Source organism: Flavobacterium sp. JAS, from assembly GCF_020991455.1.
In the GTDB taxonomy this organism is placed as follows: domain Bacteria; phylum Bacteroidota; class Bacteroidia; order Flavobacteriales; family Flavobacteriaceae; genus Flavobacterium.
Genome location: NZ_JAJMOX010000012.1, coordinates 106,255 through 127,521, shown reverse-complemented (window position 1 = coordinate 127,521; position 21,267 = coordinate 106,255). Strand labels below are relative to the sequence as shown.

At 32.8% G+C, this 21,267-nt stretch carries 23 protein-coding genes; 4 read left to right on the top strand and 19 right to left on the bottom strand.

The window, feature by feature from the left end:
• The first annotated feature begins 264 nt into the window (after positions 1-264).
• Positions 265-1,575 (top strand): tRNA lysidine(34) synthetase TilS, encoded by a 1,311-nt coding sequence (gene tilS / locus LPB88_RS18655; RefSeq protein WP_230717185.1) that lies wholly within the window; start codon positions 265-267, stop codon positions 1,573-1,575.
• Complete coding sequence (locus tag LPB88_RS18650) at positions 1,575-3,677, top strand: cytochrome c biogenesis protein CcdA (RefSeq protein ID WP_370635872.1); 2,103 nt, start codon at positions 1,575-1,577, stop codon at positions 3,675-3,677. Before tilS ends, LPB88_RS18650 begins: the two co-directional genes overlap by 1 nt.
• Before the next feature lie 178 nt (positions 3,678-3,855).
• Here the strand turns inward: LPB88_RS18650 and LPB88_RS18645 are convergent, their stop codons facing one another.
• Positions 3,856-5,172: an ammonium transporter gene (locus LPB88_RS18645; RefSeq protein WP_230717182.1), complete on the bottom strand. Its 1,317-nt coding sequence runs from the start codon at positions 5,170-5,172 to the stop codon at positions 3,856-3,858.
• Positions 5,173-5,493: 321 nt separating this feature from the next.
• Here LPB88_RS18645 and LPB88_RS18640 point away from each other — a divergent pair, with 321 nt between their 5' ends.
• Entirely contained in the window at positions 5,494-6,465 is a 972-nt protein-coding gene (locus LPB88_RS18640) for a Gfo/Idh/MocA family protein (RefSeq protein WP_230717180.1), read from the top strand.
• Positions 6,466-6,478: 13 nt separating this feature from the next.
• Here LPB88_RS18640 and LPB88_RS18635 read toward each other — a convergent pair whose 3' ends face one another.
• Together LPB88_RS18635 and LPB88_RS18630 are read right to left on the bottom strand one after the other, a co-directional pair.
• Entirely contained in the window at positions 6,479-7,552 is a 1,074-nt protein-coding gene (locus LPB88_RS18635; protein WP_230717179.1) for an alanine/ornithine racemase family PLP-dependent enzyme, read from the bottom strand.
• A gap of 35 nt (positions 7,553-7,587) precedes the next feature.
• Complete coding sequence (locus tag LPB88_RS18630; protein ID WP_230717177.1) at positions 7,588-8,022, bottom strand: GNAT family N-acetyltransferase; 435 nt, start codon at positions 8,020-8,022, stop codon at positions 7,588-7,590.
• Between the two features lie 299 nt (positions 8,023-8,321).
• Here LPB88_RS18630 and LPB88_RS18625 point away from each other — a divergent pair, with 299 nt between their 5' ends.
• Complete coding sequence (locus LPB88_RS18625; protein ID WP_230717176.1) at positions 8,322-9,857, top strand: YifB family Mg chelatase-like AAA ATPase; 1,536 nt, start codon at positions 8,322-8,324, stop codon at positions 9,855-9,857.
• 146 nt (positions 9,858-10,003) lie between these two features.
• Here LPB88_RS18625 and LPB88_RS18620 read toward each other — a convergent pair whose 3' ends face one another.
• The 16 genes from LPB88_RS18620 to LPB88_RS18545 all read right to left on the bottom strand — a co-directional run bounded on the left by LPB88_RS18620 (position 10,004) and on the right by LPB88_RS18545 (position 21,194).
• Complete coding sequence (locus tag LPB88_RS18620; protein ID WP_230717175.1) at positions 10,004-10,372, bottom strand: nuclear transport factor 2 family protein; 369 nt, start codon at positions 10,370-10,372, stop codon at positions 10,004-10,006.
• Between the two features lie 48 nt (positions 10,373-10,420).
• Positions 10,421-10,798, bottom strand: coding sequence for a hypothetical protein (locus LPB88_RS18615; protein ID WP_230717173.1), 378 nt, complete (start codon positions 10,796-10,798; stop codon positions 10,421-10,423).
• 52 nt (positions 10,799-10,850) lie between these two features.
• Entirely contained in the window at positions 10,851-11,534 is a 684-nt protein-coding gene (locus tag LPB88_RS18610) for a GNAT family N-acetyltransferase (protein ID WP_230717172.1), read from the bottom strand.
• 47 nt (positions 11,535-11,581) lie between these two features.
• On the bottom strand, positions 11,582-12,451 hold the full coding sequence (locus LPB88_RS18605) for an alpha/beta hydrolase (protein WP_230717170.1): 870 nt from the start codon (positions 12,449-12,451) through the stop codon (positions 11,582-11,584).
• Positions 12,452-12,606: 155 nt separating this feature from the next.
• Positions 12,607-13,110 carry an SRPBCC domain-containing protein gene (locus tag LPB88_RS18600; protein ID WP_230717168.1) on the bottom strand — a complete coding sequence of 168 codons (504 nt, stop codon included), beginning with the start codon at positions 13,108-13,110 and terminating at the stop codon, positions 12,607-12,609.
• Complete coding sequence (locus LPB88_RS18595; RefSeq protein WP_089352764.1) at positions 13,100-13,426, bottom strand: helix-turn-helix transcriptional regulator; 327 nt, start codon at positions 13,424-13,426, stop codon at positions 13,100-13,102. The genes LPB88_RS18600 and LPB88_RS18595 overlap by 11 nt, the downstream gene beginning before the upstream one ends.
• A 269-nt stretch (positions 13,427-13,695) precedes the next feature.
• Positions 13,696-14,883: a hypothetical protein gene (locus LPB88_RS18590; protein ID WP_230717167.1), complete on the bottom strand. Its 1,188-nt coding sequence runs from the start codon at positions 14,881-14,883 to the stop codon at positions 13,696-13,698.
• A gap of 350 nt (positions 14,884-15,233) precedes the next feature.
• Complete coding sequence (locus LPB88_RS18585) at positions 15,234-15,629, bottom strand: VOC family protein (RefSeq protein ID WP_230717165.1); 396 nt, start codon at positions 15,627-15,629, stop codon at positions 15,234-15,236.
• Positions 15,630-15,733: 104 nt separating this feature from the next.
• The gene (locus tag LPB88_RS18580) at positions 15,734-16,636 is read right to left on the bottom strand and encodes a PhzF family isomerase (protein WP_230717164.1); all 903 of its coding nucleotides are present in this window, start codon (positions 16,634-16,636) and stop codon (positions 15,734-15,736) included.
• Between the two features lie 45 nt (positions 16,637-16,681).
• Positions 16,682-17,044, bottom strand: a complete 363-nt coding sequence (locus LPB88_RS18575; RefSeq protein WP_230717163.1) for a hypothetical protein — start codon at positions 17,042-17,044, stop codon at positions 16,682-16,684.
• Between the two features lie 105 nt (positions 17,045-17,149).
• On the bottom strand, positions 17,150-17,626 hold the full coding sequence (locus LPB88_RS18570) for a DinB family protein (RefSeq protein ID WP_230717161.1): 477 nt from the start codon (positions 17,624-17,626) through the stop codon (positions 17,150-17,152).
• Between the two features lie 40 nt (positions 17,627-17,666).
• Complete coding sequence (locus LPB88_RS18565) at positions 17,667-18,116, bottom strand: hypothetical protein (protein WP_230717159.1); 450 nt, start codon at positions 18,114-18,116, stop codon at positions 17,667-17,669.
• Positions 18,117-18,181: 65 nt separating this feature from the next.
• The gene (locus LPB88_RS18560; protein WP_230717157.1) at positions 18,182-18,562 is read right to left on the bottom strand and encodes a DUF5071 domain-containing protein; all 381 of its coding nucleotides are present in this window, start codon (positions 18,560-18,562) and stop codon (positions 18,182-18,184) included.
• A gap of 462 nt (positions 18,563-19,024) precedes the next feature.
• On the bottom strand, positions 19,025-19,927 hold the full coding sequence (locus LPB88_RS18555) for a pentapeptide repeat-containing protein (protein ID WP_230717155.1): 903 nt from the start codon (positions 19,925-19,927) through the stop codon (positions 19,025-19,027).
• A 229-nt stretch (positions 19,928-20,156) separates the two neighbouring features.
• Positions 20,157-20,762 carry a hypothetical protein gene (locus LPB88_RS18550; protein WP_230717154.1) on the bottom strand — a complete coding sequence of 202 codons (606 nt, stop codon included), beginning with the start codon at positions 20,760-20,762 and terminating at the stop codon, positions 20,157-20,159.
• 27 nt (positions 20,763-20,789) lie between these two features.
• Positions 20,790-21,194 carry a hypothetical protein gene (locus LPB88_RS18545; RefSeq protein ID WP_230717153.1) on the bottom strand — a complete coding sequence of 135 codons (405 nt, stop codon included), beginning with the start codon at positions 21,192-21,194 and terminating at the stop codon, positions 20,790-20,792.
• Between the last annotated feature and the right edge of the window lie 73 nt (positions 21,195-21,267).

Genomic DNA, 21,267 nt, shown 5'->3' with positions numbered 1-21,267 from the left:
AAAAAATATAGCCACTCCCGATAGCTATCGGGATAAAGAATTAAAATGATTTTGTCTCACGCAGTCCCGATAGCTATCGGGAGCAGATTTAGGCAGATTTTAATGGATTTTTATTAAAAAATAATTTGCGTGAATCTTCCAAAATCTTTTTAAATCTGCGTGGAAAAATAATTCGTGCTAATTTGTGCATTTCGTGGCTAAAAAAATATCACGCTTAACATTTCATTTAAGAATAGATCGAATTTAATTTTTTACATTTATCCAATGTTTAAAAATTTTCAAAATCACATCACTTCAAGGTTTCCATTTTTGGAAGGTAAGAAACTATTTCTTGCCGTAAGCGGAGGTTTAGACAGTATGGTTTTGTTGCACTTATTGCAGCAATTGCCATGCGAAATTGCCGTTTTACATTGTAATTTTCAATTGCGCGGATTAGAAAGTTTTGGTGATCAGAGTTTTATTCAAAACTATTGTGATCAAAATGAAATTCCTGTTTTTGTTACGCAATTTGATACCGAAGCTTTTGCAAAAGATTATAAGTTATCTACACAAGTTGCCGCTCGCGAACTGCGCTACAGTTGGTTTTATGAACTTTTGGAAACCGAAAAATTCGATTATATTCTAACAGCACATCACGCTGATGATAATCTGGAAACATTTATTATCAACTTAACCAGAGGAACAGGATTAGACGGATTAATAGGTATTCCCGAAGAAAATGATCAAATTATTCGCCCGCTTTTGCCATTCTCGAGAGACGAAATTCTGAAATATGCAAAGGAAAATAACATCGATTGGCGAGAAGACAGCAGCAATGCTTCTAATAAATACCTTCGGAATAAAATCCGTCATGATTTGGTTCCGATGTTGAAGGAAATTAATCCCAACTTTTTGAATGCTTTTCAGAAAACGCAATCTTACTTGCAGGAATCGCAAGTTATGGTTGAAGATGCATCGATTATGATTTATCAGCAGGTTGCTAAAGAAGTTGGCGATGATATTCATTTCGATCTAAATCAGCTTAAAAAACTACCCAATTATAAATCATATTTGTACCAATGGTTAAATGAATTTGGCTTTTTGGCATGGAATGATATTTATGATTTAGTAGACAGCCAATCCGGAAAACAAGTACTTTCGGCTGAGTTTAGATTGTTGAAAAACCGTGATAGTTTGATTTTAAGTCCAATTTCTGAAATGTCAGAAAATGAAGAATTTGAAATTAATGAAAATGTAACAGACGTTAATTTTCCCTTAAAATTGAGGCTTTGTCAGGTAGACGACATTACAATAGATTCAAATAAAGCTATATTTGTGGACGCTGAAAAAATCCAATTTCCTTTGGTTTTACGTAAATGGAATAAGGGTGATGTTTTCCATCCTTTTGGAATGCAGGGTAAGTCTAAAAAAGTGAGTAAACTTTTTAAAGACGAAAAATTATCCTTGATTGAAAAAGAAAAAACATGGATTTTGTGTTCAGAAAATCAAATTGTCTGGGTCATTGGAATCAGACAGGACGAACGCTTTAAAATTGAAAATACCACAAATAAAATACTTAAAATAGAATTACAATAATGAACTTTAATCAATACCATCAAACGATAATGTCGAAAAGTATCTGGAATAAAACCATTGTGTTTTTGCTGTTTTTCATATTTGCTTTTGCAAAAGGGAATGCACAAATTCTTGAACCGGTAAAATGGACTTCTAAAATTGAAAAGAAATCAGGAAACAACGCTGTTTTGATTTTTGATGGAACGATTGAAAAAGACTGGCACATGTATTCGCAGTTTACACCGGATGGCGGACCGCTTGCATTAGAAATTACATTTAAAAATCAAAAAGGAAATTTTGAACTTGTTGGCAAAGCCAAAGAAGGAAAAACAAGAACGGCTTTTAATGACGTTTTTGGTGTAAACGAAACTTTCTTTGAAGGTAAAGCACATATAGAACAAGAAATCAAGATTATAAACCCAAATTTAAAAACGGTTGATGTTGATTTTGATTTTCAGGTTTGTAAAGAAGTTTGTATCAATTCGAATAAAAAATTCTCAATAGCAATTCCATCAACATTTAAAATGGATGCGATTGCAAGTGTTACAGAATCAAAAAAAGATGAAACTAAGGTAGAAGGCTTAGCAGTTGATACTGTTGCAAAATCAGCTGCTGTAGATACTACTAAAGCTGAGGTACATACAGCTCCGGCAGGAATTTCGGCTCAGGAAGAAATTCCTGCACCAACTCCAACAAGAAGTTTATGGTCTATCTTTTTTGTAGCGTTTATTTCAGGATTTGCGGCATTGTTGACACCTTGTGTTTTCCCAATGATCCCAATGACGGTAAGTTTCTTTACTAAACAAAGTAAAAGCAGAGCAAAAGGAATTAGAAATGCTATTTTTTACGGTTTTTCAATTATCGCTATTTATGTTATTTTAGGTTTAATTGTAACTAAAGTATTTGGAGCAGACGCATTAAATGCATTGTCTACTGATGTTTGGTTTAATTTAATCTTCTTCGTGATATTGATCATTTTTGCTACTTCATTTTTGGGAGCTTTCGAAATTATGCTGCCAAATTCATGGGCTAATAAAGCAGATCAGCAAGCAGACAGAGGCGGAATTATCGGAATATTGTTTATGGCCTTGGCCTTGGCAATTGTATCATTCTCTTGTACTGGACCAATTGTTGGAACTTTATTAGTTGAAGCAGCTTCAAATGGAGGAATTGCCCCGATTATCGGAATGTTAGGATTCTCTTTGGCATTAGCTTTACCATTTATGTTGTTTGCAATGTTCCCAGGCTGGTTAAATTCATTACCAAAATCTGGCGGATGGTTGAACACGGTAAAAGTTGTTTTAGGATTCTTAGAATTAGCTTTAGCATTCAAATTTTTATCAAATGCCGATTTAGTACTTCAATTGCACTTTTTAGAAAGAGAAGTTTTCATTGCAATTTGGATCGCAATTTTTGCAGCTTTAACGTTGTATTTATTTGGAAAAATTACATTGCCACACGATAGTCCGTTACACCATATTTCTGTGGGTAGATTGTATTTAGGATTGCTTACGCTTGTGTTTACAGTATATTTAATTCCTGGACTTTGGGGAGCACCATTGAAATTAATCAGCGCATTCCCGCCACCGCCGCAATATAGCGAAAGTCCTTTTGGAGTAGGAGGTTCTGCAAATTCAAATGTTAGTGCCGAGTCTATAAAAGGTTTGCCTGACGGAGCAGAATTAGGCCCGCATGGTATCATGGTTTTTCATGATTACGAAGATGGATTAGCGTATGCAAAATCAATCAACAAACCAATTATGCTTGATTTTACAGGATATGCTTGTGTAAACTGTAGAAAAATGGAAAACAACGTTTGGTCTGAACCAACGATTTTACCAATCTTAAAGAATGAGGTTGTTTTGATTTCTCTTTATGTTGATGATAAACGTGAGTTGCCTGTAGAAGAGCAATTTGTAACTAAATCAGGAGATAAAATTATTACTGTTGGCGATAAATGGACAGATTTTATGATCTCTAAATATAAAACAAATACGCAACCATTATATATTATAACGGATCTGGAAGGAAAGAATTTAAACAGTTCAAAACCTACTATTAGTTATGTTAGCGCTGATGAATATTTGCATTGGCTGAAAGAAGGAATTGGTAATTTTAAATAGTCGTTTAGGAGAAGAAAGAAGCAAGACTCAATGAAATAGAATATAGACAATAGACTATATAGAGAGTAGAAATCTAAAATATAATTAAAGGTTGAAATTAATTCAAACAAAAACCCCTCTAAGTTTAAGCTTAGAGGGATTTTTTAATTTAGGGGAAAAGGGGGCGTATATTAATTTCTTATAAGAATTCTCCGTGTTGAGAAATATCTAATCCTAATTCTTCTTTTTCTTCAGTAACTCTTAGAGGAGTAATTTTATTTACAACAAAGAACAAAATATAAGAACCTACAAAAGCGAAGATTGATACAGCTACTAAAGCGATTAATTGGTTGATGAACAAAGTTGGAGTTCCGAAAATCAAACCTTGATTATCTCCAACTACTGGGTTAATAGCTTTTGAAGCAAAAACACCAGTTAGTAACATTCCTACCATACCACCAACACCGTGACAAGCAAAAACATCCAGAGCATCATCAATTTTTCCTTTAGGGAATTTGCTTACTACAAGGTTACTTACAATTGCAGCAAAAGCTCCGATGAAAATTGCGTGTGGAATACTTACGAAACCTGCGGCAGGCGTAATAGCAACAAGACCTACCACAGCTCCAATACATGCACCAAGTGCAGATAATTTATGTCCGATGATTTTATCAAGGAAAACCCATGCCATAGCAGCGGCAGCGGCAGCAACAGTTGTAGTTCCTAAAGCTTGTACAGCCAAACCGTTTGATCCTAATGCAGAACCTGCGTTGAAACCAAACCATCCAAACCATAATAAACCTGTTCCTAATAATACATAGGTGATTCTTGCAGGATTAACTTTTTGAACTTTTCTTTTTCCTAAGAAGATCGCTCCGGCTAATGCAGCCCAACCAGCACTCATGTGTACTACAGTTCCTCCGGCGAAATCTAAAACTCCCATTTTAAAGAAAACTCCATCAGGATGCCATGTCATGTGTGCTAAAGGTGAATATATGAATATGATGAATAAAACCATAAATAATAAATAGGCCCAGAAACGAATACGTTCTGCAAAAGCACCTGTAATTAATGCAGGAGTAATGATGGCAAATTTTGCTTGAAATAATGCGAATAACATAAAAGGAATTGTAGGGGCAAGACTCCATGCAGTACTAGTACCAACACCTTGGAAGAATAAGTTTGGAAGTGGATTTCCAATGATTCCGCCAATAGTAGGGCCAAATGCTAATCCGAAAGCAACAATAACCCATAAAATAGTAACAATTACCATTGCCATAAAACTTTGTAGCATTGTACTGATAACGTTTTTCTTACCAACCATTCCTCCATAGAAAAAACCTAGTCCTGGCGTCATAAGCAATACAAATGCAGTTGCTACGATCATCCAAGCTGTGTCTCCTGTATCAAACTTTACAGCTTCTGCTGGAATTGGATTGTCTGATAAAATGAAGTTTGATACAAAGGTCAGTACCAAAATAGTGATAAGAATCACACTTAAAATAATTTTTCGCATAGTTATAGTTATTTAGTTTTAAATTTTTGATAAAAATATAAAATCATTCAACACCCCTAAAAAAAATAGAGTCTAATGTTTAATTTTTGTTAATTTTTCAATTTAACCCCCTCTGTTTTGCATCTATTTGTTAAAATGGACTTAAAATTTACAATTTGGCAACGTTTTTTTGAAGCTATTTAATAAAAGGGAAATTTTTCTTATATTTCTGTTGCTTTTTTTGCGGTGAATATTGGTGTTTATTGTAGAAAAACGTCAGATTGTTTTTAATGATGACGTATATTTGAGCTTTTTAACATTTTTTATAATTAAAATTTAAGAATGGAAATTCAGAAAATTAAATGGGGAATAATAGGTCTTGGAAATATTGCCAATCAATTTGCAGCAGATTTATTACTCTTAGAAGATGCCGAATTAACTGCTGTAGCTTCTAGAAATAAGGATAAAGCAGCAGAATTTGCAACAAAATACAATTGTAAAACAGCGTACGGTGCCTACGAAGAGCTTTTTGAAGATAATCAGGTCGATATTATATACATTGCGACACCACACGATTCGCATGCCGAATTATCTATTAAAGCATTAGAAAACGGAAAGCATGTTTTATGCGAAAAACCAATGACACTGTCTTATTTAGATGCTGTTCGAATGATTGAAGCTTCCAGAAAACACAATAAATTTTTTATGGAAGCATTCTGGACTCGTTTTATTCCAACAGTTCAAGAGGTTTTAGAACAAGTAAATCAAGGAATAATTGGTGATGTAAAATATATCAAAGCCGATTTTGCTTTTTATGCAGATGAAAAGGAGGGAGGAAGACTTTTTGAAAAGAATCTTGGTGGAGGAGCTTTATTCGATATAGGAGTATATCCGTTGTTTCTTTCTTATATATTATTAGGAAAGCCAAATGAAATTATAGCGAAGTCAATTTATAATGTAAACGGAATCGATCTTCAAACATCCATGATTTTGCAGTATGATAAAGCACAAGCAGGTTTACAAGCCTCGATAATTTCAGAATCTGATATGAAAGCTACAATAAGCGGAACGCAAGGATATATTCAACTTAATGCTCCGTGGTTTATCGCTGATGGTTATTCTATTTTTAAAGAGGGTAAAGAAACCAATTTTAGTTTACCAAATCTCGGAAAAGGATATACGCATGAAGCAATTGAATGTCATAAGTGCATCAGAAACAATGAGATTGAAAGCACGCTTTGGTCACATCAAAATAGTTTGGATTTGAGTAAAATAGTTGAGGAAATAAAGAATCAGATTGGGCTAGAGTTTTAAAAACAAAGTATCTTTACTCGATATTTTTTTCGATATAGCTAGAACTTAGCAAATACAAAGCTCCCATATATTGAATATTAAAAGAGATCAAATCGCCAATTTTATATTTTTGAGTTGAATTTGAAATATCAATTACCAACATATCAGAGCTGGCGTCTACAATTGTAATTTCTTTGTCGACTGCTTCGAGGTATTGAGGCTGCATATCTAGTAATCCAATATCGAGAATTGCCCTTAAAGAAGTTCCGCCAAGATCTTCAACACTTTGTATAGAAAAAGTATTTCCTGCTACATTTTCACCCAGTTCTCCTGTTGGGGTATCCGGTTTTTCGGTAATTTCAATAATTTCTGCAAAAAGTTTAAAGACATCATTGTGCATTCCTTTAATAGTTTCGCCGGTAAATAAATCTTTTCCAAAAAATAAAGCCTCACCAATTCTAAAATGATTTACAGCCATAGGTCTGGCATTTTTGATAATAAGAGGAATCGCAACCGATGTTCCGCCGGAAACCCAAGGGATACTGATATTAAATTTAGCTTCAATAAGTTGTTTGTATAAACTCAATTGTATCAGTTTATCCTGAGTTGGCATAACTCCGCTAAGGCAATTTAAATTAGTACCAATTCCAAGAATTTCAATGTTTGGCGTACTTATAATAGTACCATAAAATTCGAGCAAATCTTCGCCCATAACACCTTCACGTAAATCCCCCATTTCGATCATAATAATGATTTTGTGGATTTTATTCTGTTTTTTAGCCTCTTGCGAAAGCATTTGTATGGTGTAGATTTCAGTATTAAAACTGACATCAGCGTATTTTACAATATTTGGAATACTTCGTTTAGCGGGAGGTTTTATATAAACTGTTTGTATAGAAGCATCAAGGGATTTAATCTTCTTTAGGTTACTAACCCGAGAATCGTGTATTTCTCTCACTCCAAGCGAAATAATTTCTTTTAAATAAAGTTTGTTTCCACATAAAAGTTTAGAAACAACACCCCATTGAATGTTTTTTGACTCGAAAAGAGAATTCAGAAAAGTGTAATTTTCTTTTAGTTTATTTCGATATAATTTTATGAATGCCATTTGGCTTTATTTTTTATTGAATTTAATAATTCAGTTTATTTAATTAAACGCATTTCCAGATACTTATTTGTAAAACCAAGCTTCTCGTATAATATTTTAGCAGGATTATCTGGTTCAACATGTAAAGCGATATTTCCCTCGGTAATAGAAATTGCCTTTTCCATTAGTTTTTTACCGTAACCTTTTCCTCTTTCAGAATTGTCTACCGCGATGTAAACGAGAATATTTTCAGGAATATAATCTTTCATTCCTGTGTTGTTTAAAACTACAGCACCAACAATTTTTTGATCCTCTAAACCAATAACAATATTGCCGCCTCTGTCCGGATTCATTACATAATCTATGCATTTAAGAATATCTTCTATTTTATCGCCATATTGTTCTAAGTGCGTATGCAAAAAAGCAGCAATGATTGTTGGTGTACATGTCTCGTTGTATCCCGAAATGGAATTAATTAATTTAAAGTTCATCTTTTTAAATTTTTAGATTATTTAAGCCGATAGTAAATATTCAGCCGATATACAGATGCAAAACCAATTGCAGAAAGATTTCTCAAATCAGAAATCGAAATTTTCGATAGATAATCGATGATATTTTTGCAAGATAAGCATAAATACTGGTTTTATTTCAATTTAATTGTGATTTCTTACTTTTTGGTGCTTTTGAGAGCGTATATTTTTTAAATTATTAAAGTTATTTATTTGTAATATTTTAATTGTTAAATGAATTTTATTTCATTAGATTTAAAAATATTTAATGAAAGGATTTTATGTTAGTAAAAGTTTATGGAAGTGCCGTTTTTGGAGTCGAAGCAACAACAATTACGGTAGAGGTACATATGGATAAAGGTATTGGTTATCACCTAGTTGGTTTACCCGATAATGCCATAAAAGAAAGTAGTTATCGCATTGCAGCGGCTCTTAAAAATAATGGTTTGAGTTTGCCAGGCAAAAAAATAACCATCAATATGGCGCCTGCCGATTTGCGAAAAGAAGGTTCAGCCTACGATTTACCTCTGGCAATGGGAATTTTAGTGGGTTCAGATCAGATAAAAGCACCCGAAATCGAAAATTATATTATTATGGGTGAACTTTCTCTTGACGGAAGTTTACAGCCTATTCGTGGCGCTTTGCCAATTGCAATAAAGGCAAAAGAAGAAGGTTATAAAGGTTTTTTTCTTCCAATTCAAAATGTAAAAGAAGCTGCAATTGTAACCGGATTAGATGTTTACGGAGTTGAAAAACTACAAGAAGTAATTGATTTTTTTGCCGGAAAAGGAACTCTCGAACCAACCGTCATTGATACAAGAGCCGAATTTTATAAAACGCTCGATTTTCCCGAATTCGATTTTTCAGATGTCCGCGGACAAGAAAGCATAAAACGCTGTATGGAAATTGCTGCAGCCGGAGGGCATAACATTATTTTGATTGGTCCGCCTGGAGCAGGAAAAACCATGTTGGCCAAAAGGGTGCCCAGTATTTTGCCACCCATGACGTTACGAGAAGCATTAGAAACAACCAAGATTCATAGTGTTGCCGGAAAATTAAAAGAAGTTGGCCTTATGAATCAGCGGCCATTTCGTAGCCCGCATCATACAATTTCGAATGTAGCACTTGTTGGCGGAGGCAGTTATCCGCAACCAGGTGAGATTTCGATGGCACATAATGGTGTTTTATTTCTGGACGAATTGCCGGAATTCAAGCGTGATGTTCTCGAAGTTATGCGTCAGCCGCTCGAAGATCGTGAAGTTACTATTTCACGGGCTAAATTTACGGTTACTTATCCGTCTTCATTTATGCTCGTTGCTAGTATGAATCCAAGCCCGAGTGGTTTTTTTAACGATCCAAGTCAGCCAAATACTTCGTCGCCACATGAAATGCAACGTTATTTGAGTAAAATTTCTGGTCCATTATTAGATCGAATTGATATTCATATTGAAGTAACGCCAGTTCCTTTCGAAAAGTTGGCCGATGACAGGAAAGCAGAAAGCAGTGTCGAAATCCGAAAGCGTGTCACTGCGGCACGGGAAATTCAAACCAAGCGTTTTGAAGAAGTCGAAAATATACATTACAATGCTCAAATGAGCAGTAAATTGATTCGTGAATATTGTGCGCTCGATGAGCAATCAAAAGAATTATTGAAAACCGCTATGGAACGATTAAATCTTTCGGCACGAGCCTACGATAGAATCCTGAAAGTCGCCAGAACAATTGCTGATCTGGATGCATCGCCTACCGTTGTTTCACAACATATCGCCGAGGCTATTCAGTATAGAAGTCTGGACCGCGATGGTTGGTTGGGGTAAAAGAATTTTAGATTTAAGAGTTTAGATTTTAGATTGTCGAAATTAAACAATCTAAAATCTGAACTCAATTCCTTTGCGAACTTCGCGTACATCTTTGTGAACTTTGCGGTAAAATCTCATGCAGTAAATGTCCAAGAAGTAAACTTTTATTCAAATTTTAAACTTGAATTTCGGGACATTAAATACGAAGTCAGCTTTTTTATTTTAGTGTTTTCCATTTCAAAAACATCACAAAAAACAGCATCTAATATATTACCATTTTTCATGTTTCCTTGAACAGCACCTTCAGCAATGACAATATTATTTTCTTCAACCATTTTTATGATTTGAATGGTAGGGCTTCCAATAAAATTCTCATTTTCAATTTCTTTATCAAATGCTTCCTTGCCAACATGCTGATAAATTCCGGGCATTTCCCAAACAATATCGTCTGTAAGACAAGCAAGAATTCTAGCATGATCACTTACTCTAAATGCTGCCATATATTCGTTTACGGTTTGTTTATTTAGTGTCATATTATAATAAACTAGTTCTTACAATTTTAATTAAGGAACTACTGTATTTTATTCAGCATCAGGAATTTTTTTATATTCAAATGTCCCCATTTCCGGCGTAGTAATTACACGTTTTTTGGCATCAAAATAATCAATAGAAGAGGTGATAGAAACCATGGAGTCAACAATTACAAGTTCAGAATCGTTTTTGGTTAATTTCCATTTAGAATAGGTGCTTTCGCTGCCAATACGGCTTTCAAAATCTCCATTTTCCTGAAAAACCTGTAAAACCGAAGTGGTTTTAAAGTATTCTTTAATGTTCTGAGTTCTTCCATTTTTGGTCCATTTTACCAACATCCATTTTCCAACAAGTTCATTTTGTGTTTGCGCACTTGCACTTATTGATAAACCAATTAAACAAATGAAGCTTAAAATTACTTTTTTCATTACCGTAGTAGATTAAAATTGTTAATAGTAGATTAGGGTTATGGTAAAGGTACTATTTTTTAGAAATATTCCAAAAGCTTATTTTTCTTCTTGTCACAAAACCCAGTTTCTCATATAATTTGATAGCACCAATATTACTTTCAACTACGTGTAAATAAGGAGTTTTATTTTGACTTAGAATAGAATTGACACAATGCTTAATTAATTGTTTTGCATAGCCTTTTCCGGTATGATCCGGATGTGTGATAATAGCACTAACTTCTGTGAAATCGTTCATTTTCATGCGCTCGCCCGTAACAGCAATCAATTGATTTTCTTTAAATATTCCGTAATAACTGCCTAATAAAGGTGTTTTTGTTTTGAAATATCCCGGCTGAACTAAATTAATCAAATACAAAAGTTCTTCATTGTGTTTTTCAGTAAGCGTAACAATTTCGCTGTCTGTTTGAAGTTCTATTGGATCGCGTACAATCATTTGAAGACAAACCAATTCTTTTACAATTTTTAGTGAATTTGCAATTACAGGTTTTTCACCAACAATAAAAAAGCTTTCGGTTAAGTTTGCATATTGATTGCCTGCCTCCAAAACACTATCAGGTTCTGCAAAACCTCCAAACGGACAATAGTCCGGATTGTAAAATTTAGTTCCGTTATAATCAATGGCAAATTCTGCATGAGTTTCAGAGAGTGAGCTCCAAACGGGGTTGTCTAATTTATTTTCGTCGCTATTTTTCATTTCTTTAAAAATTCAATTTCAATAAGTTTAAAAACCGATTCGTTTTATTATTTCTGTTTTATCGGATAAAAAAAACGGAATGAATTTGAAACGGCCGGATGCAAAATAGTAGCATGATTTTCCTGAGGCAAATAATCGAAATACACCTTTAAGTGTTTGCTTTTCGATGCCTTAATTTTTTCGGCTAGTAAGTTTGCATCAACTTCCATAACCCTCGGGATTTTAGTTGGAGTAGGTCCTTCTTTGCCAACTGCAATGTAGATATCGGTTTGCTGATTAAAGTTTTCCTGAAGAATAGCACTGTCCAGATTTAATATCGATCCGTTGTCCCACCAAATACTCGGGCTCACGATGACATATTTATTAAAAAGATTAGGTTTCTTTAAGAGGATTTCAGTTTCTAAAAGCCCGCCTAACGATTGGCCTATAATGGTTTTAGAATTGTTAGTTTTGTATTTTTTATCTATAAAAGGTTGTAATTCTTTTTCTATAAAAGCAATAAATTGATCAGAATGCCCTGAAGTTGGGAAACTTTTCTGATCTTTTTCAATAGCCGTCGGAAACGTAAAATCCCTTCTTCTATCAACAGTCGCAATTCCCACAACAATAGATTTTGGAACCTGATTTACCCATTCAAAACTATTAAACTGTACTAAGCCGACAATATGAATAAAATCTTCATCGGCAGAACCATCCAATAAATATATTACAGGATATTTTGTTGCATCGTCTGCATTATAACCCTCAGGAAGATAAATATTCAAAATTCTTTTTTCACCCAGTTCTTTCGATTGGATTTCATCAATAAGACCCAATACAAAAGGTTTACTAGTTTCTGTTTGTTTCGACTTATTGGCTTGACTAAAAACTAAAGTTGAAGAAAATAGTACGAAGGAAAGGATAATAGTTTTATTCATTTTATGGTATTTAATAACCTCTTCGGTCATTATAAAATTGAGCTTATTAGAACAAACTCCTAATAAGCTAAAATACAAATTTTGATTTTAGTAAATGCCAAAAAAAATCCCATTCGTTAGAAAACGAACAGGATTATACAAATAAAGGATACGATTTATTTCGTTCTTGAAGAAAAGATTTCGTCCAAACCTTCCATGGCAATGGTAAAACCTTCTTTGAAACCCATTTCGATTATTTTTTCAAGATCTGATAATGTTTTATGTTTTATTGCAATGTCTACAATAGTCGAATTACCTTGTTCAGAAAAGTTCACATTCCAATTAGATCTCGGGAAATCTTCGTTTAAATTACCTTCGCTATCGCAAAAAGCATCAAGATATTTAAAATTAGATTTTGGAGTTATCGAAGTAAAATCGGCGATAGCCCAATGTTCTTCGCCTTCAGGTCCAACCATAGCATAAAGTCTACGTCCGCCTTCTTTAAAATCCATACTTTTAGTTCTGGCTTTCCAAGGCGATGGCGCCCACCACTGGTCCAATATTTCGGCTTCAGTCCAGGCAGACCACACATTTGCAAGAGATGCATTAAATTCACGCTTTACGTTTACCGTACTATTTTCTTTGTCCACGGTAAAATTCATCAATAGATTAGATTTCATTTTCTTTAGATTTTAGATTCATTAATACTTGATCTAATTGACTAAAACGGTTTTCCCAGATTTCTTTAAACTGTTCAAGCCATTTGTCAACTTCTTTCATTTTCTCAATTCTGAGCTGATAATAAATTTCGCGTCCCGATTTCTTTTCATCCAATAATTCACATTCATTAAGAATTTTGATGTGTTTAGAAACCGCTTGTCGTGTTGTATTAAATTTTTCCGCTATAGCATTTGGCGTCAATGCATTTGTAGCCACTAATACTAAAATTGCTCTGCGAGTCGGGTCGGCAATTGCCTGAAAAATATCTCGTTTCATTTTGGATTTATTTAAATACGCAACTAATCAGTTGCAAATATAAGCAACTTTTTGGTTGCGAAAAATATTTTTGCAGTTTTTTTTTAGAAAATTATTATCAGGAAGAAAAAAGGTAGAGATGCGTAACAGTACAATTGCGTTGTTAGGGGGATGAAGTATTAAAATAATACCTTCTGTAGAAAATAGTGAAACCAGATTTCTTGTTTTGGTATAAAAAAAGACGCACTATTGTACGTCTTCATATATGTTGGTTTTTTGTAATTCAAAAATTATCCCCTAAATCTATTCTTGACAATAATATCTTTCAGTCGGGCTTTTAAATCTTCTCCCGTATCAAAAACCATTTGCTCATTATTTGGGAACGGAACAGAACGTTTATTGAAATAATTCATATAATTATCCTCACAGGCATTTCTGTCACCTTTGTAAGTAGAGTAAATATTTTCAAAAATAAATTCACTCGTAAGTGGAAAAGATTGCATTAATTGATTGGTTCTTAAATCGACATAATCAACTTTTGCTGTAACCTGACAAGATTTAAATTGTCTAAACTCATATATATTTGCGCGAAGTATTCTATAATTATCGACTTTTATTTCTCGACCTAAACTATCCTTAACAGGTCTTCCTCTACTGTCCAAAAGTGTTTTTACGCCATCTTTTATCTCTCTTTCCTTAATGAATTGTTTTTCTTTAATTTGCTCAGGCGAAATATTTATCTGAACAAAGTTTACAATCAGACTATAATCGTAAGTAACATTTTTTTGTCTAGCGCTATGATAAACCGTCCATTTGTCATTTAATCCATAAGTTTTAATGTCTAATAAATCATCCTGAAGCTGTTTTGGGATTACCATATTGGTTACGTTTGTGGCATAAATATCCACAAAATCAGTTCCTTTAAACTGTGCATCTTCCATTAATTTTTTCGCATTCTTATAACCCGGATTTATACTTTCTAAGTAGAAAAAATCATCATACGCCTTTCTAAAATCCAATTTATTGTTAGATTTTAAAAGAACCGAAGCATGCTCATATAAATATTTAGACAACGCATTCTTGCTGCTAACAATCTCATTCGAATAATTATCAAACGGAAAAGAAGCATTTTTTCCCTGTTTCAATAATTGCAAAGGCAATAAAGGTCTAATTTTTTCCTGACGGTTATTCAATTGCAAATAGGTATTATAAATACGTTCAGCATTGGCAGGATTTGCCTCTTTTATCATCAAATCAAGATTGCGTAAATCTCTGTCTTTGGCTTTTGCAAAAGCTTCTTCAAGCAAATACACATAATCTTGTTTGCCTTTCGAGTCTTTTTTGGTCTTTAATGCATCGACTGCACGATCAATTGCAGCATCATAATTTCCGTCACTTAATAAGGACTGCGTAGTTTTTACACCGCATGACGCAAGAGTCAAAAATAATATAGAGAACAGTAAAGTAATTTTTTTCATTCTGGAGATCATTGATTTTTCAAGGTGTAAATATATCGGTTTTTGACTTTTATCAGGTATTTGTTTTGTATAATTATTTTTGGTTTCAGATTAGAATGAAAATCAATAATTAAATCAATTTAAGATTGGAATTTGGAATTTGAAAATTTGGAATTTAAAAATTTCAGGAGCAGAAGTTTTAATTTTCACAAGAACCTTCGATCCCGCTTTCGCCTTTATCTCTCCATTTCATTACGAGGATATCGGCTCTATCGGGGCTAAATCAGAGCTTTATTTTTCATAAGAACTCGTCGCGTTAACGTAGAGACGCACGGCAGTGCGCCTCTTAGATGTTTTGTCTAAAACCCATTTTATTTCGGCCAGTACAAAAAATTAAATTTATGGCCATTCGGATCAGAAAACCCAAAGAAATACCCGTCTCCATAATCTTGTGGTTCAGCAAAAATACTTCCGCCGGCTTTCTTAACAATTAGCAACCATTGGTCTACCTCATCTTTGCTTTCGGCCGAAAGCGAGAATATAATTTCGTTTCCCAGTTTTAAGTCGGCCATTTCATCATTAATAGCCCATTTAAATCTCTCTTTTACAAAAAAATGAATGATGAAATTATCATCACCAAAAAGAAAACTCCTCAGTTCATTATTTGTATTGTGACCGTTTGGTTCAAACCCTAAATCAGTATAGAACTTAGTTGTTCGGTCTAAATTTTCGACACCTAAATTCGCCCATATTTTTTTAGTTTTCATAAGATTCATTTTAAAAAATTAGAACTTAATTCCGATCATAAAATAATAATCGTGTTATAAATTTATGAATTATATAAATAGGGGATGAGAAATCGAGAGTGTTTTTAAATTTCTATTTCGGTTCTAAAAATAACAACGGCATCACCTTTAATTTGAATTAAGGAAGGCTTGTCGTTTTCAATCGTAACTTTAACGTTTATAGTACCAAGTCGGCCTATTTTTTCGCCTTGTCTTCCATTGAATTCAAATTTGTTATTTTGATAAGTAACAATGTTGTTTCGGATTAAATAACCGCCCAATGGTCCGTTTGCATTACCAGTAACAGGATCCTCATTTATGCCTATTACAGGAGCAAACATTCTGCCATAGGTCAGGACATCATTATCGTCAGAATCAAATGTAAAAACAAAATAACCATTGCAATTAATTTCAGTACTTAACTCGGCTAAATCAGTATATTTTGGAGACAATGTATTAAGTTTTTCTCGGCTTTTAATCCCAATCATAACTTTTGAATGTCCTGTAGAAGCAATTTGAATAGGACATCTTGTATCGATATCATCATAATCGAGTCCTAGCGCGGCGACCATTCTTTTTTCGGTATCATCGTCGAATGTTGGACTAAGTTCAAAACGTCCTTGTGTCATTAAAACCTGATAATCTCCATTTTTTTTGATAATCTCAAACGGCAGAATCCCAATTTGAGTTTTCATTCTTAATACACAAGAATCTAAATTATCTTCAAGAGCTTTGGCATACATTGCTGCAATCGTTGCGTGACCACAAATTGGAACTTCTATACTTGGAGTAAAATAGCGTATTACGCCATCGCAATCATCACCATCTGGCGAGAAAAGAAAAGCGGTCTCAGAGTTGTTCAATTCTCTGGCAATTTGCTGCATTTCAGAATCCTTCAATCCGTCTGCATTGACAACTACTCCGGCCGGATTTCCTTTAAATTTTTCTTTTGTAAAAGAATCTATTTGATAAACAATAAGTTTTTTCATGATTGTAAAAACGTCTGTGTTGAAGATTTTAATGATGCTTTATTTTTATTGTCTTCTAATTTTTACTTGATAAACAATTTCCCAAAATATAATTGACAAAAGAGCATTTGTAAATATTGCGGTTTTAACCAGATAAGGATCGTACTTTGATAACAGATGTAGATTTGCAAAATTCACTGCTAAGAATAACGCCAGAGACGCAATTAAAACAGAACATATTATATTTAGTAAAAGTGTCCACTTTAATGCGAAGAAGGCATAAATAAGATTTAAAACAGCAAAACCAAAGCCTAAAGTTATATAAGGATCAGTTTTTAATATTTCTCCCAAAGAGAGTAAAAAAGAAGTTGAAGAAAGGTATAAAAAGAAGAGTATTGAATAAAGTAGGATTCGGATTTGTGGTTTCATTATTATTTGTTTTTTGCAAGATTTATTAAAAAAGAAAAACAAAGATAAGCATAACTTATATAGCTTGTGTTCGCGAGTGGGGTGCTTGTGTTAGCTGCGTAATTTTTATTTCAATTGGCTACGTTTTATTCTTTCTATTTGTCGCTTGTGTCGCAGAATATGTACAATAGCATGTTCTGTTAATTGTTCAATATCATACAATTGTCCCCAGCCCGTTTGTATTTTTAATGAATTGTCATATTGTTCTAATTCATCGTCTTTAATTTCGCTGAAAACACTTTCGGTAAATATGAAAACATTCGTTAAGTCTTTCAGATATTCTTCAATAGACAAACGGTAAACTCTGTCAGGTCGCTTAGCATTATGTCCTTTCAGGTTATGAATACTGGTGGCATAGCTATAACCGGAACTTACAACGTGAGATAGAATTTTTTGTATGGATTTACAATCCTCATTAGTTGTTTTTTCGTCTATGATGTTTGTTAAAACATTGTCTGGAATGCTTTTAATAACATTTTTAAGATCTGAAATTGCCTGCTCATAAATGTCAAGCAATGCTCCAACTGCGCCTTGTCGATTCATTTTTGATATTGTTGTTTAGTTTGGAGTCTGATTTTGTTGCTTATTTTAAAAGAGCATCTATTTTGGCTTCCGATTTTTCTTTGATGGCACTATCAGTATGAAAACTCCAGATGATCAGGAATTTTCCTTTGGCAAGATACTCTTCCGGATGCTCGTCTGTTGGTTCTTTGTCTTTTCCCCACAGTAATCCTTGAAGGAAACTATCGCCTTTGAATCTGTTTTCAAATTCAAAATACATGATAGATCCACTGTCTTTTTTACTTTTGAAACTTTGAATTTCTTTGCTTTTTACAGTTCCAACAAAGTTGCTGTAAGTTGCAATGTCATTATAAAATGTACATGCCTGAGGAGTAATACAGTTGTGACCGTCGCTATAGGTGTAGGTTTTAGGAATTTCTTTGCCTTTTAGTTTTAAATCAGCAATAGTCTGGCTGAATAAAGTAGTAGTAAGTAACAGGAATAATGCCGACAGGGGAATCGTAATTTTCATGGTTTTGGTTTTTAGTGGTAATTGAATTTGTACTAAGCTAAAATAGTTTTTTTATTTGAAAAGAATCAAAAGGTATTTTTATTAATTATCACTTTAGCAATTTCAAAAACTTCTTCGTCAATTTCATCTTTTGTTGGATCTTTAGCAATTCTTTCGATTTCATTCAAAACCATTTTATCTTTAACAATTTCTCCAAAAGTATGGAGAATCCAATATTTCCAGACTTGATCCTCACTTTTTAAAATTTTCAATATTTCAGAAGAAATCTTTTCTGAAAAAGGAATTAAAAGCTCTCCAATTGGTTTGCTAATGGGCCAATTTATATCTTGTAACCATTCAAGTAAATTAGGAATTATAGGTTCGATTTCTTCAAATGAATAGTTTTTGAGTTTTTCAACTGTTTCAAAATCAAATTTATCTTTTGGAATTAAGGTTTTTATATTCATTTGATTAAGATCTGTTATCTAAATATTCTAAAATATAAATGCAAATTGAGAAAACAAGAATCACAAAAGCGACATTACAAATTCGATATATAATTTTACTTATTCTTGTTTCAGTATTCCACTGTGCAGTAAAATCTTTATTATGCTTTCTATATATCTTATAATTAAAATAGTTAATTGTTAAACTGATTATAAAAAAAGATGAAAATAAAAAAAGCATTGTAATATGCAAAGTTGGGAATAAACTTTTTTTTACAATTGCAAAAACTCCCAATACAAAAAATGCCTGAACACTAGAAAATCCCAAAGTTACTTTTATTGAATCATTTCCTGTCGTATGAAGATAGAAGAATCTGCGTCCTATTTTTTTAATGTCCAAGATGCTTTTGAGTATTAATTTATAATAACAATTTTATTTATCGATTGGGCTGCAAAATAAAGCTTTTCTATGTTTTGTAGACACTACGTTAATAAAGTAAGGCCTGTTAAATCAGCTTTTCCATTTTTAAGAAATTCATAGGTCATTCGGTCCACATGACAGTCAATAAACTGAATACCTTTTAGCCTTTTGCCTTTAAAAAAAGTATTTATAAGTGTTGCATTCTTAAAAGTGACTTTTGTAAAAGAGCAGTTTTCAAAAGAACATTCTTCTATTGTACCATTAAAAACTGCATTAGAAATATGTGACAATTTAAATGTTGACAGGTTCCAAACCGCATTTTCTATAATGCAATTTTTAAGTTCCGATGTCTTTAATTCAACTCCTGAAAAATTTGCTTTTGAAAAATTACAGTTTTTAATTTCACTGGACGTGAATTCGGTGTCTATGAGCAAACATTCAATAAACTGATTGTTCTCTAAGTTAGAAGTTCGGATTTTACTGTTTCTTAAATCTGAATTAGAAAAATCGCAACCTATAATATTGTTGGATTGAAGTGTTAAGTCGGACAAATCGGAATCAATAAATTTACAGTTCTTCATATTCGAAGTGCTGAATTTGTCTTTAAGGTTATTTAGTCCTGAAAAGTCTGCGTCGACCCAGTTTCCTGATGACATATTCCAACTTAAACCTAAATTAGTCTTAACTTTTGTTGTTGAAACTTCTGCACCTGGTTTTCGAGTCGTTTCAAATTGGCTTTCTGAATCGTTAGATTTGAACGTTTCAGAAAAATAGTTTAAATCAACGCCCAGAATTTCGGCAAGTCGGTTTAATGTAGAAATATCAGGCATTGACTCGCCTCTTTCCCATTTACCAACTGCTTGAGAACTAATAGATACTTGTTGCGCAAGGTCTGCTTGTGAAAGATTATTTTTCTTTCTGGCCACTGAAATTTTATTGCCTACTGATTTTGAATTTAGCATCATAATTTTTTTTTTAAATTGATACCGCAAAGTTATATTGCTCCATAGCCTGTTTACAAAGAAATTCAGCTACCAATAGTTGTTATTACGCTACTTATAGTTGTTATTGACAACCTTTGGTAGGTTTTGGTCTTTTTGCTAAACTTTGATTTTTAGTTATGCTGCGCGAAGTCTTCTGACTTCGTACCCGTTCCAATATTCTTTTAATTAATGCAGTGTTTTAGTATTGTCGCTAGGAAGTCGGGAGACTTCGCAGAGCTTGGGTTTTCCACTTACCATTTTTTAACACAAGAGTGAAATGAAAAGCAATTGTGTTTTTTAAATAATCCCTAAAAGAAATTTCTACTGTATCGCTATTTATAGAATCAAAATTTAATATAAATACGTTTGTTTTACTTGATTTTAAATTTGTAATCGTTTTTCCATCAACGACCATATAATCACTATTGTTGGGTATTTGTTCATTTGTATAAGTTCCTATTTTGGTTAGAATAATTTTCTCAGTCTTTTTTAGAGGTGTAGCAAAAACATTATCCATTAGTAAGAGATTTTTGTGCTTTAGCTTATAATATTTAAGTTTTATGTCGTCTATTATGTTTGTTTTTACACCTGTTCCGCAATCTATATTATGGTATCTTTCTGTTGCTAAAAATATTTGGTCTGAAGATGTATATTTATCTTTAAATGTTGCTATAATTTCATCACCTAATTGTTGTTGGTTTTCAATAAGTTTCTCTTTAAATATGAAAAAATTGTTGGGTAGAACTAATAAAAATATGGATAAAATAAACAATAGAAAAAATATCCCTAACACCAATCTTACAAACTTATTTTTCATCGTTTTTAAATTTGTTGTATTATATAATCATTCATTTTTATTTTCAGTAATATATTCAGATTCAACAGAAAAACTTTTTTTGTCTTTCTGTTTAATTTTCAATTTCAGAGTATATTTTCCGTTTTCAATCTTATTATCACTAATATGATCAACTGGATAACAAATCTGATGAGCCCAAAAGTTCTTAGTGAAAAAGTTTTTTTTGTAAATAGTTAAATCATAACAGTTATCTTTCCATAAACCATCAACGGCTTTAGTTTCGCTGTAACTTTTAGATTCAATGTTTTTGTATTCTATTTCATGCCCTTTAAAGCTGATTTTTATTCTCTCAATCTTGAATTTACTGTCATTATAAATTCTCAGTTCAACCTGTTTTTCGTTAGTAAAGCTACTTAAAACGAAAACTAAAAGAAGCATTAGAAGGTATTTCATTTATTAATGGTTTTTGAAAAGGATTATATTCAGTTCTTATTTTTAAAATAACTTACGCATTTTCAAAATTTAT